The following is a 16,204-nucleotide window of genomic DNA, read 5'->3' as shown; positions in this document are numbered from 1 at the left end:
GTTCATCGCCCGGCTGCTGGAATCCGCCCACGCCTTCAGGAGCTCCGCCATGGTCAGCACGCCGTTCAGTGCGCGCGCCGTCCGCCTTGCCAGCTACGTGCTCGCCGCGCTCGCCCTCTGGGGCGTGCTGATGCTTCACCTCGTATCGGCCCTGCTGGCCGGCCTGCTGGTCTACGAGGTGGTGGAGGGCATGACCCCGTTCATCCGCCGCGCCATTCCCGGCGAGCGGGCAAGGCTTATCGCCGTGGGCGTGGTGACCGTCGTCGTGGTGGGGGCGATCGTGCTGCTGGTCGTCGCCACCCTGGAGTTCTACCGGCATGACCTCGGCGACCCGCAGGCGCTGTGGGACGACAAGCTGTTGCCGTTGCTGACCAAGGCGCACGAGCAGCTCCCGGCGTGGATCACCACGCACCTGCCCGACAGCTTCGCCGACTTCCGTTCGCAGGGCATGGGCTGGGCACACGAGCACGCGGGTGACCTGCAACTGGTCGGCACCACCGCGGCACGCGTGTTCGCCCACATCCTCATCGGCCTGGTGCTCGGTGCCATCGTGGCGGTGTCGCACGGCAGCGGTGGCCGGCCCAGCCGCCCGCTCGCATTCGAGCTGTCGGTCCGTGCCTCGCGCCTGGCCGAGGCCTTCCACAACATCATCTTCGCCCAGCTGAAGATCTCCGCGATCAACACCACGCTGGCCGCGGCGTTCCTGCTCGTGGCGCTGCCCTTGTGCGGCATCCACGTGCCGCTGGCGAAGACCCTGGTGGTGTTGACCTTCCTGGTCGGCCTGCTTCCCGTCGTCGGCAACCTGATCTCGAACACGCTGGTGACCATCGCCGCGCTGTCCGTCGGCCTCTGGGTAGGCGTGGCGGCGCTGGGCTTCCTGATCGTGGTGCACAAGCTCGAGTACTTCCTCAATGCGCGGATCGTCGGTGGACAGATCCGTGCGCGCACCTGGGAACTGCTGACCGCGATGCTGGTTTTCGAAGCGGCGTTCGGCATCGCCGGCCTGGTGGCCGGCCCAATCTACTATGCCTACCTGAAGAGCGAACTCGAGGCCGAGCGGCTGGTCTAGCGCCTAGCCCTGGCCGGCGAGCATGGCGCGGATCCGCGCCATGTGCGACTCGGCGGTTTCCTTCTTCACCTCGGCATCCGCCTCGGGATTCTGCCCGGCCCAGTGCAGGTCGTCCTGCGGCAGTTCGTCGAGGAAGCGGCTCGGGTCGTTATTGAGGATCTCGCCGTATTTGCGCGACTTCGCCGAGAACGACATCGTCAGCATTTCCTTGGCGCGGGTGATCCCCACGTACATCAGCCGGCGCTCCTCGTCGAGGCGACCCTCGTCGATCGCGCCCTCGTGCGGCAGCGTGCCGTCTTCGCAGCCGACGATGAACACAAAACGGAATTCCAGCCCCTTCGCGGAATGCAGGGTCATCATCCGCAGCGCATTGCCCGGATCGTCACGATCGGCATGGCTGAGCAAGGCCAGCTGCTGGGCAATGTCACCAGTGCGGCCCCCGTCGCGGCCCATGGCACGAAACCAGTCGATCAACTCCCGCAGGTTGGCCAGGCGACGTTCGCGCAGGGCCTCGTCGGTGGTCGTGGCGGCGATGTGCGCGCCGTAACCGGTCTTCTCCACCACGGTGGAGACCAGGTCGGCCGCGCTTTCATGCACGGCGTGGCTGCGCAGTTCATCCATGAGACGCGCGAAGCTGGCCAGTGCGGAAGCAGGGCGCGCGGAGATGTTCTTCAGCGCGCTGTCGCTGCGCGCGGCATCCAGCAACGAGGCGTTGCGCTGCTGGGCCATCTCGCCGAGCTTCTCCAGCGACGTGCTGCCGATCTCGCGCCGGGGTACGTTGACGATGCGCAGGAACGCCGCGTCGTCGGTGGGGTTGGTCAGCAGGCGCAGGTAGCTGAGGATGTCCTTCACTTCCGCGCGGTCCAGGAAGGACAGGGCGCCACTCAGGTGGTACGGCACGCGCGCCAGGCGTAGCGCCTTTTCGATCGGGCGGGCCTGGAAGTTGCCGCGGTAGAGGATGCAGAAATCATCCCAGCGGCAGCCCTTGTCCTTGTATTTCTCATGCAGGCTCGCCGCGATGCCCGCGATCTTTTCGGCCTCGTGGTCGCTGTCCTTGCACTCGATGACGCGGATCGGCGGACCTTCCACGTGGTCGCTCCACAGCTTCTTCTCGTGCACGTGCGGGTTGTTGGCGATGAGCTTGTTCGCCGCGCGCAGGATCCGCTTCGCGCAGCGGTAGTTCTGTTCGAGCTTGATAACGCGCAGGTGCGGATAGTCGCGGCCGAGCTGGTCGATGTTCTCGGGATTCGCGCCACGCCACGCGTAGATGCTCTGGTCGTCGTCGCCGACGCAGGTAAACCGGGCCTTGGGCCCGGCGATGGCTTTGAGCAAGCGATACTGCGCGTCGTTGGTGTCCTGGTATTCGTCCACCAGCAAGTAGCGCAGGCGCTCCTGCCAGATCGCACGCGCGTCGTCGTCGGCTTCCAGGATCGTCAGCGGCAGGCGGATGAGGTCGTCGAAATCCACCGCGTTGAAGGCGGCCAGCCGCTGCTGGTAGAGGTGGTAGATCGTCGCCGCTTCCATCTCGCGCGCCGTGCGCGCCGCCGCCATGGCTTCGTCGGGGGTGAGGCCAGCGTTCTTCGCCTTGCCCACGAGGTTGCGAATGCCCTGGATGACGTCGGGCTTCACGCCCTTGGGCGAGAGCTCCTTGATCATGTTGGCGCTATCGTCGGCATCCAGCACGGAGAAGCCACGGCGCAGCTGCGCGCGCTCGTGCTCGATCTGCAGGAACTTCAGGCCCAGCGCATGGAACGTGCACACCGTGAGCGCCCGCGCCGACTCGTCCGAGATCAGCTTGCCCACGCGCTCACGCATCTCCTTCGCCGCCTTGTTGGTGAAGGTGATGGCGGCGATCTTCTCGGCGGCGAGGTGCCGGTGCGAGATGAGGTGCGAGATTTTCTCGGTGATGACGCGGGTCTTGCCGGAGCCGGCGCCAGCGAGCACGAGGAGGGGGCCGTCGCAGTACTCGACAGCCGCGTGTTGTTGCGGATTCAGCATCGGGATCGGCCGGGAAGGGCGGGCGAACGAAGGGGGCGATGGTAGCAGGCTGGGCTGGCGGGTGCGGCGCGGGCGGGCGACGGGGTCGCCCGGGCCCCACCCGGCCCTGCCCGGATTCGCTAAAATGCCCGGTCGCAACCGGAAACCCGCATGGCCAAGCTGTATTTCTACTATTCGGCGATGAACGCCGGCAAGACCACGACCCTGCTGCAGAGCGCCCACAACTACCATGAGCGCGGCATGCGGACGCTGATCCTCACGCCGGCGCTGGACAATCGCTATGGCGAGGGCGTGGTGGCGTCGCGGATCGGCTTGCAGGCGCGGGCCATGCGTTTCGCGGGCGACGAAGACATCTTTGGCATCGTCGAGCGCGACATCGCATCGCGCGGGCCGCTGCATTGCGTGCTGGTCGACGAGGCCCAGTTCATGACGAAGAACCAGGTCTGGCAGCTCACCGACGTGGTCGACCGCCTGGGCATTCCCGTGTTGGCCTATGGGCTGCGCACCGATTTCCGCGGCGAATTGTTCGAGGGCAGCCGTTACCTGTTGGCCTGGGCCGACAACCTCGACGAAATCAAGACGATCTGCCATTCGGGCAAGAAGGCCACCATGGTGGTCCGCGTGGATGAACACGGCCGGGCCGTGACCCAGGGCCCGCAGGTTGAGATCGGCGGCAACGACCGCTATGTCTCGGTGAGCCGCGCGGAGTTCAAGACGATCACCGCGGGCGACGGCCGCATCGAGCTGCAACAGCCGGTGCTGCCCCTTGGCGAAAGCGAACCCACCGAAGGACACGACGCGTGATCAATACGACGACCCCTGCCGCCGAATGGCCGCGCCCCTACTGGCAGCCCAGCGACGAGCAGGGCGTGCTGCTGTTCTTCGTCTTCGGTAGCTTCCCCACGGATGTCGCCATTCCCGCCGCGAAGTACGGCAGCCCCGGCCTGCCCGATGGCGTCGAGATGCAGAGCATGCAGAACGCCGTGCTGGCGCGCTGGGAGGGCTACCCGCTGACCGGTGCGCTGGGTGAGCTGCTGCAGGAAGACAACCCCGAAGCGTTCAAGGCGGCGAAGGACGCCCCGCACGTGATGGTGATCCGCGGCCGTTTCCCGGACCGCGAGAAGCTCGACTACCTGCGCGACACGCTGGCCGTGGTCGCCGGCCTCACCGATGTCGGCGGCAAGGTGGTGGTGGATCCGCAGATCCTCACCCTCTTCGACGCCGCCAGCTGGCGCGATCACTACCTTGTGGCCGGCGGTGCGCCGCCGCGCCACCACGTGCTGATCCTGTGCAGCCCGGAAGAGACCAAGGGTCGCTCGTGGATCCGCACGCGCGGCATGCGCAAGTTCGGCCGCCCGGATGTCAGCATCACCAACGTGCCCGATCGCGAGATCGACCGCATGGGTGCGCTGGCGGAACAGTTCGTCGAACTCGGTGCGCTCGGTTCGCACTTCGTCGACGGGCAGGTGATCGATGTCGATGGCCTCACCAATGGCCTGGCCGTATCGCTCGCCGGCGACGAGAGCGATCCGCGCTTCAACAATTCCCACGCGGCGATGCGCTGGGCGGACTGACGTCCCTCAGCGCTGGCAGTGCGGGCACCAGAAGGATGCCCGCTGTCCCAGCGTGACCACGCGGATCGGCGTACCGCACACCTTGCACGGTTCGCCCGCGCGGCCATAGGCCGACAACTCCTGGAAGAAATACCCCGGCGCACCGTCGGGCGCGAGGAAGTCACGCAGGGTCGTGCCACCGCGGGTAATCGCGTAGGCGAGGATCCGCTTGATCTCCTGCGCGAGCCGTACGTAGCGTTCGCGCGATACCTTGCCGGCCGCCCGTCGCGGGTCGATGCCAGCGGCGAACAGCGCCTCGCTGGCGTAGATGTTGCCGACGCCGACCACCACCGCGTTGTCCATGATGAAGGTCTTCACCGCTGCGGATCGCCCGCGCGAAAGCTGGAACAGGCGCTCGCCGTCGAACGCGTCGGTCAGCGGTTCCGGGCCGATGCCCTTGAGCAGTTCGTGGGTTTCACCGGGCATCTGCCAGAGCAGCGCGCCGAAGCGGCGCGGATCGGTGAAGCGCAGCACGCGGTCGTTTTCGAACGCGATGTCGACATGGTCGTGCGTCGCGATCGGCGTGTCCGACGGCAGCACGCGCAGCATTCCCGACATGCCCAGGTGCAGCAGCGCGGTGCCGACGCTGGTGTTCAGCAGCAGGTATTTCGCCCGCCGGTCGACGCTTTCGACGACCTGGCCCGGTAGCAGTGCCTGCACTTCCGGCGGAATCGGCCAGCGCAGGTCGGGCCGGCGCAGCACCACGCCCGTGATGCGACGCCCTTCGATGTGCGGGGCGATGCCACGGCGGGTGGTTTCGACTTCGGGGAGTTCGGGCATGGGGTAAATGTGGGGGTTGGGTGGGCTGGGGCAAGCCGGGGTGGGGTTGGTTGGCAGCGATGGGTGGAGGGATTTGGTGTCTCGGTCGCGCGCGGGCGCGCTCCTACAGGGGGGAGGCGGAGGTGGGTTTTAGCTGGGTGGGCAGGGATTGGGTGCGGGGCGCGCGGGGCAGGGCTTCGGCGGGGATGAAGGCGATGCGGTCGCCGACGCGTGCGTAGCGCTGCCGGCCCAGCGCGGCCATGTCGCCGTATTCGATGCGGACGTTGTCCAGGGTGAGGACGGCGATGGGTGGCGACAGGCCCAGCTTCGCGAGATCGAAATCGCGGGCGGGCTTCCATTCGGCCACCGGCGTCGCCGCCAGTTGCGCGAGTTCGGCCGGGCGGCCCTGGTCGTTGCCGCTCCAGCCGTCGCCCTGGCGCTGGAACTGCTGCGGGGGCAGCCCTTTCATGTCGATGGCGACGCGGCTGACCGCGGCCGGATCGAGCGCGGTGAGCGTATGCGCCTGCGCGTCGGCCTGGTCGGCAAAGATCTGCCAAGCGACCGCACCGACCAGCGCGAGCACGACGACGATGCCGATGAGCCGCGCGCGCATGCTCAGCGCCTCCGGCGGCGCCAGGCGATGAAGCCGCCCGTCGCGAGCAGCAGGGCGGGCAGCGCGATGAGGAAACCGAAGGTCAGCGCGCTGAGGCCGTCCTGCGACAGTGCGATCACCCGATCGGGTGCGCCGCGCGCAGGCAGGTTGACCAGCACGTCGTCGCCCAGCAGCCAGTTGAAGATCCGCTCACCGAGCGCGCGGTTGCCACCGTTGCCGACGTAGGTGTTCGACAGGAAGTCGCCATCGCCGATCACCACTGCGCGTTGCTCGGCCTTCGCCGGGCTGGGCGACAACCGGTTCAGCGCGAAGCCGAAGTCGAGCGGGCCCTTCAGCTCGCCCGCCTCGGGATGGAATGCGATGGTCGACGGCTTGTCGTTGTCGATGCCACCAAAGGCGGTCCAGCTACGTTCGCCGGAGCGCAGGAACGGCACCACGGCCCAGTCGTGGTCGGAAACCTGGGCCAGCGCCGAGGCCTGCGGGAACAGCGTCGTATCGCGGAAGCCGCGGGTAATGGCGTGGAACGGGTAGTCGGCCACCACGACGATGCGCGGGTCCTGCACGCTGAGCGTGCTGCCCTGGCCGTCGACGAGTACGCCAGGCAGGACGCGTACGCCGAGCACGTCGGCGAGCGCACCGGTGCCCAGGTCGTTGTTGCCAGGCTCGGTAAGCCACAGCAGGTTGCCACCGCCGTGCACGTAGTCGACCAGTGCGGCGACGGCCGCCGCGGGCAGTCCAGCCACGGGGCTGGCCAGCACCACGAGGTCGGTGTGCTCGGGTACGCCCTGGGTCTGGCTGAAATTCAGCGGCACCGCGCGCATGCCGCGGCGTTCCATCTGCCGCATGAATACGCCGTAGTCCGCGTTGGCGATGCCATCGGCCTGGCGTTCGCCGTCGCCGGTGACGAAGGCGACGACGCGCTCGCCGCCACGCGCCAGTCGTTCAAGCGCATTGGAAAGATTGCGCTCGTTGATCGGGCTTTCGACGCGCTCTTCGCGGCCCCGGTAGCGAAGCAGGAGGGCGCCCGCGCCACTGATGCCGAGCTGGCGTGATGCCGCCGGGTCTTTGTCGGGGTCGACGAAGGACAGTTTCAGGTCGCTCTTTTCGCGGCTGTAGCGCTCGATGATCGCGGCCGTCTGCTCGCGCAGCGGGCCCGTCGGTGACAGATGGCCGACGACGTCGACCTTGCCCGGCAGCTTCGCCAGCACGGCCACGCTTTCCGGCGCGAGGCTCGCGCGGGCGCCGCTTGTCCAGTCGGATGTCCACACGTGGCGGGAGCTGAGGAAGCCGATGCAGCCTGCGGCCACGAACAGCCCAATGACGATGAACCAGCGGTCGAGGCGGCGCATCACTGGCGCTCCCGTTCGCCGCCGAGGCGGCGGATGGCAAGGGCCAGGGCAAGCGCGATGGCGAGGACGAACCAGATGACGTCTTCCGAGGTGACCAGCCCGCGCAACAGGTTCTGCAGGTGCGTGGCCATGGTCAGCCATTCGAGGAAGCCGCCACTGACGCCGGCGGCCTGTGCGCCGCGATCGATGGTCCACAGGGCGAGGGTGATGATCAGTGCCATCGCAGCGGCGATCGCCGGGAACGCCGTCGCGGCGGAGCAGGCCAGGCCGATCGCGGCCAGCGTCGCCAGCATCAATGCGGTGCCCAGCGTCGCGGCGGCCAGCTTGCCCCAGTCCGCCGTACTGCTGCCGCCGACGATGAGCGGCATGGCCAGGGTCGCCAGCAGCCACAGGCCGAGCCACGCGAGCACGGCCAGGTATTTGCCCAGCACGATGCGCCACGCCGGCAGGCCGGTGGACGCCAGCAGCGATAGGGTGCCGGTGCGACGTTCGCCGGCCAGCAGCGACATGGTCATCAGCGGCACGACAAGGAATGAGAGCTTGACCAGTTCGGCGAGCAGGGGGATCGCGACGAAGTCGGTGAAGCCCGGCGCGTCGGCCGAGGCGGCGAGTTTTACCTGCAAGCCGACGAACTGGCCCAGGCCGAGGACGAAGGTCCAGGCCAGCCACGCAATGGTCAGGGCGGCCAGTGCCCAGGCGAGCGGGCGCACCGCGAGCCGGCGCAGTTCGAGACGGGTCATGGCGGCCAGGCTCATGCGCTCGCTCCCGTGGCGATCGCGAAGAAGCTGGCATCCAGTGCCTTGCCGCCGTCGCCACCCAGCGGGGCGTCGTGACGCAGGCGCCCCTCGTGCAGGATGGCCACGCGATCGCACACGGCCACCACTTCGGCCAGCACATGGGTGGACAGGATCACGGCGCTGCCAGCCGCCGCGCGCTCGCGAATCAGTTTGCGCAGTTCGCCGACCTGGACCGGATCCAGCGCGTTGGCGGGTTCGTCGAGGATCACGAGCGCCGGCTCGTGGACCAGTGCGCAGGCCAGGCCAAGCCGTTGCCGCTGGCCCTGGGACAGCACGCCGGCGAGACGGCGACGCAGGTCGCCCAGCTGCAGGCGCTCGATGATGCGGCTTGCCGCGTCGCGGGCCGCGGCGCGCGACATCCCACGAAGCGTCGCGAAGGCCTTCAGGTGTTCCTCGACCGAGAGTTCCGGCCAGTGCGGTGCGCTCTCGGGCAGCCATCCGACCAGCCCCCGGGCGATCCCGGGTTGCGCCACGAAGTCCTGGCCATCCAGCGAGATCGTGCCGGCATCGGTACGCAGGGCGCCCGCGAGCATCTGCAAGGTGGTGGATTTGCCCGCCCCATTGACGCCGAGCAGGCCGAGGACTTCACCACGGTTCAGGGAAAAAGAGACGTCCGTGACAGCGGGACGGCCTGCGCGGCGTCGGGAAATCCCCTTAACGTTCAGCAACGCGGTCCTGATCATGCGGTTATGTCGCCGAATGGCGCGCAATGCGCAGGAACCTGCGGGCATCGTGCACGGCGCATTTCACATCGCTGAACGGGGTAAGGGGTCTTCATCCGGCGATTGTGCGGAAAGGGGCACGTGGCCCACAACCATGGGCTTCACAATTTGCCGGACTCCATGCTGGTGGGTATGGCATCCCGGATATAGACTGCACACCTGTATATTCCCTTCACTACCCCGGTGGTAACGACTCGATGTTCGACACGGTGCTCGACTTCCTGGCCAACGGCCTCACCCGCGCTTCGTGGGGCGAGATGGTGGTCTATATGCTCGTGGTCACCCAGCTCACCATCTTCACGGTGACGCTGTACTACCACCGTAGCGCCACCCACCGCGGCGTCGATTTCCATTGGACGCTCAATGGCTTCTTCCGCTTCTGGGGCTGGCTCACCACCGGCATGGTCGTGAAGGAGTGGGTCGCGATCCATCGCAAGCACCACGCCAAGGTCGAGACCGAGGAAGATCCGCACAGCCCGCAGGTCTTCGGCATCAGGAAGGTCTTCCTCGACGGCGTGTCGCTCTACCGTGAGGCCAGCTACAACAAGGCCGACATGGAGAAGTACGGTCGCGGTACCCCGGACGACTTCTTCGAGCGCCGCCTGTTCGGCAAGCACCCGTACTGGGGCCCCGTGCTGATGGCCATCATCAATGTCTCGCTGTTCGGCGTGGTGGGCATGGCCCTGTGGGCGATCCAGATGCTCTGGATTCCGTTCTGGGCCGCCGGCTTCGTCAACGGCATCGGCCACTGGTGGGGCTACCGCAATTTCGAGAGCAGCGACACGGCCACGAACATCTCGCCGTGGGGCTTCTGGATCGGCGGTGAAGAGCTGCACAACAACCACCACGCCTTCCCCAGCTCGGCGAAGTTCGCGCTGCGCAAGTGGGAGTTCGATATCGGCTGGGCCGCGATCTGCACCCTGCGTGCGGTTCGCCTCGCCAAGGTGTTGCGCGTCGCGCCGACGCTGAACATCCGCCCGAACGTGCACCTGCCGGATGCCGAGACGCTGAAGGGCGTGCTGACCCTGCGCTTCCAGGCGACGACGGATTACTACCGCAACGTGATCCTGCCGACCATGCGCGAAGAGATGGGTTCGGCGGGCGATCGCATGAAGGCCATCCCGCGCCGCCTGCGTCGTTCGCTGGCTGACGGTGGCCGCTGGCTCGACAATGATGCCCGCGAGCGCATGCATGCCGCGCTGGCGAATCGCCCGGCCCTGCAGACGGTCTGCGATTTCCGCGCCCGCCTCGTGGCCTTGATGGAAGAGCGTGGCGCCGACAAGGCCCTGACCGCCTTGCAGCAGTGGATCCGCGAAGCCGAAGAAAGCGGCATCCGTTCGTTGCAGCAGTTCGCGCAGCGCCTGAAGGGATACTCCGCCGTCGGGGCGTGATCGTCCCGCGCTGCGATTGAAGAAACGCTGCCATCCGGCAGCGTTTTTTTATGGGTTGCCCGCTTCGTAGGCCATCCCGGTGGCGACGAATACCCGGCGTCCATCGAGGGTTTGCACCTGTCCCGAGATGACCAGCGCGTAGGGGCGCTCGTAAAGGCGCGCCGCGAAGGCCCTGGACAGCGCGTCCTTTTGCGCCGGATCGCCTGCCTTGTCCCGCAGCTCGAGAAGCTTTCCCGGACACTTTGTGTCGGTGAGCTGCAGGCCGGCGTGCATGGTCGGCGTCACGTGTGCCCGGATTGTCAGGGCACCATTCGCATCGGCATCGGCGATGTCGCAGATCGACCGCGGGTGCGCGGGCTGGCCGTGGGCCAGCATCGAGGCGGCGGCGAGCGAGGTCGCCGCCAGGGCTGTTCTGTAGGGTTTCATCCTGAAGGCATCCGTCGCGTATCCGGGAGAAAAAAACCCGCCTTCCGGCGGGTTTTTCGAAGATCAATTATTTGATCTTGCCTTCCTTGTAGATCACGTGCTTACGGACGACGGGATCGTACTTCTTGATCTCCATCTTTTCCGGCGTGTTCTTCTTGTTCTTGTCCGTGGTGTAGAAGTGCCCGGTACCCGCAGAGGAGATCAGGCGAATCTTGTCGCGCTTGCCAGCCATAGTCGGACTCCTTAGATCTTCTCGCCACGGGCACGGAGGTCGGCCAGCACGGCTTCGATGCCGTTCTTGTCGATGGTGCGCAGGGCATGGTTCGAAACGCGCAGCTTGACCCAACGGTTCTCGCTGGCGACCCAGAAGCGACGCTCATGCAGGTTCGGCAACCAGCGGCGACGGGTCTTGTTGTTCGCGTGCGAGACGTTGTTACCGGTCTGCACACCCTTATTGGTGACTTGGCATCTACGGGCCATGTGGGCCTCCTTTAGATTCGTTTTGACCGTCCTTTGGCCAGGACGGCAACGGCCCAGCGGCTACCCCTTCGTAGGGGACGCCAAGCGATGGCTGGAAATGGAGCGCTTCCGCCACTTCGAAGCCCGCATCGCATGACGGACCTGCCCGACAAAGCGGGATGGCATAAGGAAGCCGGGCATTCTCCCAGATTCCTACACCTTCACGCAAGCCGGTATGTGCGGCCGGGTGGGTTGTGTGAAACAATCCCGGCTTTCGCGCCCCTGGCGCGGCTCCCCAACCACGACGCCCCATTTCCGAGGAACAGACCCATGGCAGACTTTAACGCCAACGGCCAGGCCGGCCAGCCGCAGCTCGTGCTGCAGAAGATCTACGTCAAGGACGCTTCGTTCGAGGCGCCCAATGCGCCGCAGATCTTCCAGGAAATGGGCGAGACCGAGGCGCAGCCGCAGGTCCAGCTCAACCTCGGCCACAAGGCCGTCGACCTGGGCAACGACCAGTTCGAAGTGGTCCTGTCGCTGACCCTGACCTGCGCCCTGGGCGACCGCACGGCTTACCTGGCCGAAGTGCACCAGGCCGGCATTTTCGGCATCGCCGGCTTCACCGACGAAGACCGCGACGGCATCCTCGGCTCCTACTGCCCGAACCTGCTGTTCCCCTACGGCCGCCAGATGGTCTCGGCGATGATCCAGGAGGGTGGTTTCCCGCCGTTCCTGCTGCAGCCGATCAACTTCGACGCCCTGTACGCCGAACAGCAGCGCCAGCAGGTCGAAGGCGTCGGTGCCCACACGCTCAACAGCTAAATCGTGACCGCTCCCTCCCGACCCACCGTCGCCGTCCTCGGCGCCGGGTCCTGGGGCACCGCGCTGGCGGCCCTGCTGGCGCGTAACGACGTCCCCACGCGCCTGTGGGGTCGTGACGCCGTGGCCCTGGCCGAGATGGCCGCGGCCCGGCGCAACCTGCGCTACCTGCCCGACCTGGACCTGCCGCCCGAGCTGGCCTACGAGGCCGACCTGGCCGCCGCCGTCCGCGGTGCCGGCATCGTCCTGATCGTCGTCCCCAGCCACGCGTTCGCGTCGGTGCTGGACGAAATCGTGCCGATGCTCGACCCCGGCGCCCGGATTTCCTGGGCGACCAAGGGCTTCGAGACCGGTACTGGCCGGTTCCTGCACGAGCTGGTCAACCAGAAGCTCCCGGGCCGTCCCGCGGCCGTGGTCACCGGGCCGTCGTTCGCCCGCGAGGTCACCGCCGGCCTGCCCAGCGCCGTCACCGTGCATGCGACCGACGAAGCGTTCGGCAAGGAGCTGGCAGTCCTGCTGCACGCGCCGAACTTCCGCGCCTACACCGGTAACGACATCCTCGGCGCCGAGCTGGGCGGGGCGATGAAGAACGTGCTGGCCGTGGCGACCGGCGTGGCCGATGGCATGGAGCTGGGCCTCAATGCCCGCGCCGGCCTGATCACCCGTGGCATGAACGAGATGCTCCGCCTGGGCGTCGCCCTGGGCGCACGCGCCGAGACCCTGATGGGCCTCGCCGGCCTGGGCGACCTGGTGCTGACCTGCACGGGCGACCTGTCGCGTAATCGCCGGCTGGGGCTCGCCCTGGGTCGTGGGATTCCACTGGAAGAGGCGGTGCGGCAGATCGGCCAGGTGGTGGAAAGCGTGGTCACGGCAGACGAAGTCGCGCGCCTGGCGGGCTTCCACGGCCTGGACCTGCCGATTTCCGCGGCTGTCCGCGCCGTGTTGCACGGCGAGGTCACCCCCGAAGAGGGCGTCCGGACCCTGATGGGCCGGGAGCAGAAGGCGGAATACCCGGTCGACCTGTTCGCCGGCCGGCGCGGCTGACGGCGCCGGCCCACCTCCCGCTTCGCTGAACCGGGCCGGTCCCGGGTAAAAAGTCCTACGGGCAGTCCACGCGGCCTTTGCTAAGCTTCGTGTTTTGGTCGCGCAGGCGGGACCGATACGGATGCATCAGCCGGACGACAAGCGCAGGCGAGCGGACCCGGCGGGGGACATTCCCGTCGCATGGCAGCGGGCATTGGGCGGGGTTGCGCCCAAGCCGGTCGCGGAACGCTCCGTGCTGGGCTTTTTCCTGGAAGGTATCAACGACGCCCACGAACCGGCCGCCCGGCTGGACGTGGCGCCGGTCCTGCTCACCCTGGGCGAGGACGGCCGGTACACGCGCCCGCTGCCCCTCGATGCCCGTCACCTGCCCGACATCACGCTGAGCGTCGATGAGAAACGTCTTGCCGCGACGGTGCTGGGCTTGCCCCAGACCTTGCGCAAGAGCCGCAGCTACGCCCGTTTTGCCGGGCCCCTCGGCGACCAGTTGCTGGCCGACGTCCTTGCCACCGCGCCGTGCTTCTTCGGTGGCGTCGCGGGCCTGCGCCTGTCGCAGGGCGAGGCACGGCCGTTGCGCTGGCGTTGGGGCCTTGAGAAAGACGGAAGCCAGAAGCTTTTGCCCGACGTCGCCACCAGCCAGCGGCTGTTCCGCGTGGGCTCGCTCTGGTTCCTCGATGCCGAGCATGCCGAGGTCGGCGTGCTGGAAGGCGACGAGGGCGAAAGCGCATGGCTCGACCTGCCCACGCTGCCGCCCGAGAGCACCGCGGTGTTCGTGGCGGGGCTGGGCGACACCGCCATGGGCCCCCGCGTTCCGCCGCCGCAGGTCTTTGGCGAGATGCGCCGCGCAGAGGTATCCCCGCGCCCGATCCTGACCCTGCACGCGCTCACCCGGCACGCTCGCCTGGCCGCCGGCACGCCGCCGCTGGCCTATGGCCGGCTGTCCTTCGACTACGCCGGCGAGCGCCTTCCGGGGCGCGGCGGCGAGCCGCTGGTCCGGCGCATTCGCAATGGCGTGCTGCTCGAGATCGCGCGTCGCCGCGCGGAAGAGCTGGCCAGCATGGAAAGCCTGGAGACCGTGGGCCTGAACCCGGCGGTGGACACCGAGGGCCTGCCCTGGGACATGGCCGACACCCTGCCGGAAGATGCCTGGCTCTTCCCGGGCAAGGGCTATGCGGGTGCGCTCGAGGTGAATACGCCGGCCCGTTGGCTGGCGCTGCGACCGAGGCTGGAAGCCGATGGCTTCGCGCTCGAGTACGCGCCCAGCTTCCCGTTCGAAGTGCTCGAGGGCCCCGTGCACTGGTACGGACAGGCTCGCGAAGACGATGCCGACCGCGCCTTCGACCTGGAGATCGGCATCGAGGTGGAAGGCCGCCGGGTGAACCTGCTGCCTGCCGTCGCCCAGGCGCTTGCCGAGCACCAGCTGAGCCTCAGCCCCGCGCCGGGCGAAGCGGAAGATTCGGTGTGGTACGCCCCGGTCGATGATCGCCGCCGCGTGCCCGTGCGCCTGAAAGAGCTGCGCGACCTGCTCGCGCCGCTCGCCGAATACCTGGAAAAGCCGCGCCAGCAGTTGCACCTGCCGCGCGTGCAGGCGGGCCGCCTTGAAGAGCTCGCCCAGGCCCTGCCCAGTGGCGGTTCGTTCGAGGCACCCGAGCGCCTGCGTGGCTTCACCCGCCGCCTGCGCGAGGCCGCCGAGCGCGCCAGCGATGCCGTGCCCGAGGGCCTGAACGCCGAGCTGCGTGGTTACCAGCGCGATGGCCTGCGCTGGATGAACGCGCTGGCCGAAGCGGGCACCGGTGGCGTGCTTGCCGACGACATGGGCCTGGGCAAGACCCTGCAGCTGATCACCCACCTGCTGGCGCTGAAGGAGACCGGCCAGCTCGAGGCGCCGGCGCTCGTCGTCGTGCCGACCAGCCTGGTGCCGAACTGGGCCTCCGAAGTGGCGCGCTTCGCCCCGAGCCTGCGCCTGCTGGCGCTGCACGGCCCGCAACGCGCCGAGACGTTTACCCGGATGGCCGCGAACGACGTCATCCTGACGACGTACGCGCTGTTGCCGCGCGACGTCGAGGCGTTGAAGAAGCAGCCGTTCTCGCTAGTAGTGCTGGACGAAGCGCAGCAGGTGAAAAACCCGCGCACGCAGGCACGCCGGGCGCTGCTCGCGTTGAAGATCCCGCGCTGCCTGTGCCTCACCGGCACGCCGCTGGAAAACCACCTGGGTGAGTTGTGGTCGCAGATCGACCTGGCGGTGCCTGGTCTGCTTGGCGACGAGGGCGCGTTCCGTCGCCACTACCGCGCACCCATCGAGAAGCACCAGGACGTGAGCGTGCAGGAGCGCCTCAACCGGCGCATCGCCCCCTTCATCCTGCGCCGCACGAAGGCACAGGTGGCCTCCGAGCTGCCCGCGAAGACCGAGATCACGCGACGCGTCGTAATGGAGCCGCGCCAGCGCGATCTCTACGAAAGCCTGCGGCTTTCGCTGGCCGAAGAACTGCGCGAGGTCATCGCACAGCGTGGCATCGCGCACAGCGGCATCGTGGTGCTCGACGCCCTGTTGAAACTGCGCCAGGTCTGCTGCGATCCGCGCCTCGTGAAACTCGAGGCCGCGCGTGGCGTGCGTGAGTCGGCGAAGTTCGAACTGCTGATGGACATGCTGCCCGCGCTATTGGCCGAAGGCCGTCGCGTGTTGTTGTTCAGCCAGTTCACCGAGATGCTGAAGCTCATCGCCAACGAGCTCGATCGCCGCCGCCTGAGTTACGTCACGCTCACCGGCGAAACCCGCGATCGCGCCGAGCCCGTGCAGCGTTTCCAGGATGGCGAAGTGCCGCTGTTCCTGCTCTCGCTGAAAGCGGGTGGCGTGGGCCTCAACCTCACCTCGGCCGACACCGTCATCCATTACGACCCGTGGTGGAACCCCGCCGCCGAGGCGCAGGCGAGCGATCGCGCGCATCGCATCGGGCAGGACAAGCCGGTGTTCGTTTACCGGTTGATCACCGCGGGCACGGTGGAAGAGCGTATCGAAGAGCTGAAGTTGCGCAAGGCGGCGCTGGCCGATGCGGTGCTCGAGGGCGGTGGCAGTCGTGAGCGGCTGTCATTCGACGAGAGCGACCTGGATGCGTTGCTGGCGCCTTCGGCGTAAGAGCCTCGCGCGCAG

Annotated in this window: 16 protein-coding genes; 7 read left to right on the top strand and 9 right to left on the bottom strand. The window is 67.7% G+C overall.

Annotated elements, in window-relative coordinates; all coding sequences use genetic code 11:
* The first annotated feature begins 49 nt into the window (after nt 1-49).
* Complete coding sequence (locus KPL74_15980) at nt 50-1,069, top strand: AI-2E family transporter (protein QWT19236.1); 1,020 nt, start codon at nt 50-52, stop codon at nt 1,067-1,069.
* 3 nt (nt 1,070-1,072) lie between these two features.
* On the opposite strand, the gene KPL74_15975 is transcribed toward KPL74_15980, so the two are convergent.
* On the bottom strand, nt 1,073-3,067 hold the full coding sequence (locus KPL74_15975) for a UvrD-helicase domain-containing protein (GenBank protein QWT19235.1): 1,995 nt from the start codon (nt 3,065-3,067) through the stop codon (nt 1,073-1,075).
* 150 nt (nt 3,068-3,217) lie between these two features.
* Here KPL74_15975 and KPL74_15970 point away from each other — a divergent pair, with 150 nt between their 5' ends.
* Together KPL74_15970 and KPL74_15965 are read left to right on the top strand one after the other, a co-directional pair.
* Entirely contained in the window at nt 3,218-3,871 is a 654-nt protein-coding gene (locus tag KPL74_15970) for a thymidine kinase (protein QWT19234.1), read from the top strand.
* Nucleotides 3,868-4,641: a hypothetical protein gene (locus KPL74_15965; protein ID QWT19233.1), complete on the top strand. Its 774-nt coding sequence runs from the start codon at nt 3,868-3,870 to the stop codon at nt 4,639-4,641. Before KPL74_15970 ends, KPL74_15965 begins: the two co-directional genes overlap by 4 nt.
* A gap of 6 nt (nt 4,642-4,647) precedes the next feature.
* Here the strand turns inward: KPL74_15965 and mutM are convergent, their stop codons facing one another.
* From mutM to KPL74_15940, 5 genes are all read right to left on the bottom strand, one after another.
* Nucleotides 4,648-5,460, bottom strand: a complete 813-nt coding sequence (gene mutM, locus KPL74_15960) for a bifunctional DNA-formamidopyrimidine glycosylase/DNA-(apurinic or apyrimidinic site) lyase (protein ID QWT19232.1) — start codon at nt 5,458-5,460, stop codon at nt 4,648-4,650.
* A 103-nt stretch (nt 5,461-5,563) separates the two neighbouring features.
* Nucleotides 5,564-6,052, bottom strand: a complete 489-nt coding sequence (locus KPL74_15955) for a DUF4340 domain-containing protein (protein QWT19231.1) — start codon at nt 6,050-6,052, stop codon at nt 5,564-5,566.
* 2 nt (nt 6,053-6,054) lie between these two features.
* Nucleotides 6,055-7,401, bottom strand: a complete 1,347-nt coding sequence (locus KPL74_15950) for a Gldg family protein (protein QWT19230.1) — start codon at nt 7,399-7,401, stop codon at nt 6,055-6,057.
* Entirely contained in the window at nt 7,401-8,156 is a 756-nt protein-coding gene (locus tag KPL74_15945; GenBank protein QWT19229.1) for an ABC transporter permease, read from the bottom strand. The genes KPL74_15950 and KPL74_15945 overlap by 1 nt, the downstream gene beginning before the upstream one ends.
* The gene (locus KPL74_15940) at nt 8,153-8,866 is read right to left on the bottom strand and encodes an ABC transporter ATP-binding protein (protein QWT19228.1); all 714 of its coding nucleotides are present in this window, start codon (nt 8,864-8,866) and stop codon (nt 8,153-8,155) included. The genes KPL74_15945 and KPL74_15940 overlap by 4 nt, the downstream gene beginning before the upstream one ends.
* Nucleotides 8,867-9,117: 251 nt before the next feature.
* Between KPL74_15940 and KPL74_15935 the strand changes: the two genes are divergently transcribed.
* Complete coding sequence (locus KPL74_15935) at nt 9,118-10,311, top strand: fatty acid desaturase (GenBank protein ID QWT19227.1); 1,194 nt, start codon at nt 9,118-9,120, stop codon at nt 10,309-10,311.
* A gap of 48 nt (nt 10,312-10,359) precedes the next feature.
* Here KPL74_15935 and KPL74_15930 read toward each other — a convergent pair whose 3' ends face one another.
* The 3 genes from KPL74_15930 to rpmB all read right to left on the bottom strand — a co-directional run bounded on the left by KPL74_15930 (nt 10,360) and on the right by rpmB (nt 11,217).
* Nucleotides 10,360-10,737 (bottom strand): hypothetical protein, encoded by a 378-nt coding sequence (locus tag KPL74_15930; GenBank protein ID QWT19226.1) that lies wholly within the window; start codon nt 10,735-10,737, stop codon nt 10,360-10,362.
* 67 nt (nt 10,738-10,804) lie between these two features.
* Nucleotides 10,805-10,969, bottom strand: coding sequence for a 50S ribosomal protein L33 (gene rpmG, locus KPL74_15925; protein QWT19225.1), 165 nt, complete (start codon nt 10,967-10,969; stop codon nt 10,805-10,807).
* 11 nt (nt 10,970-10,980) lie between these two features.
* A complete protein-coding gene (rpmB, locus tag KPL74_15920) occupies nt 10,981-11,217 on the bottom strand; it encodes a 50S ribosomal protein L28 (protein ID QWT19224.1) in 237 nt (78 codons plus the stop codon).
* Between the two features lie 309 nt (nt 11,218-11,526).
* Between rpmB and secB the strand changes: the two genes are divergently transcribed.
* From secB to KPL74_15905, 3 genes are all read left to right on the top strand, one after another.
* The gene (secB, locus tag KPL74_15915) at nt 11,527-12,018 is read left to right on the top strand and encodes a protein-export chaperone SecB (protein ID QWT19223.1); all 492 of its coding nucleotides are present in this window, start codon (nt 11,527-11,529) and stop codon (nt 12,016-12,018) included.
* Nucleotides 12,019-12,021: 3 nt separating this feature from the next.
* Complete coding sequence (locus KPL74_15910) at nt 12,022-13,059, top strand: NAD(P)-dependent glycerol-3-phosphate dehydrogenase (GenBank protein QWT19222.1); 1,038 nt, start codon at nt 12,022-12,024, stop codon at nt 13,057-13,059.
* A gap of 232 nt (nt 13,060-13,291) precedes the next feature.
* A complete protein-coding gene (locus KPL74_15905) occupies nt 13,292-16,189 on the top strand; it encodes a DEAD/DEAH box helicase (GenBank protein ID QWT19221.1) in 2,898 nt (965 codons plus the stop codon).
* Nucleotides 16,190-16,204 lie beyond the last annotated feature (15 nt).

Source organism: Bacillus sp. NP157 (assembly GCA_018889975.1).
Taxonomy (GTDB): Bacteria; Pseudomonadota; Gammaproteobacteria; order Xanthomonadales; family Rhodanobacteraceae; genus Luteibacter.
The sequence above is the reverse complement of the archived record's forward strand: the minus strand, read 5'-3'. Positions and strand labels throughout refer to the sequence as shown.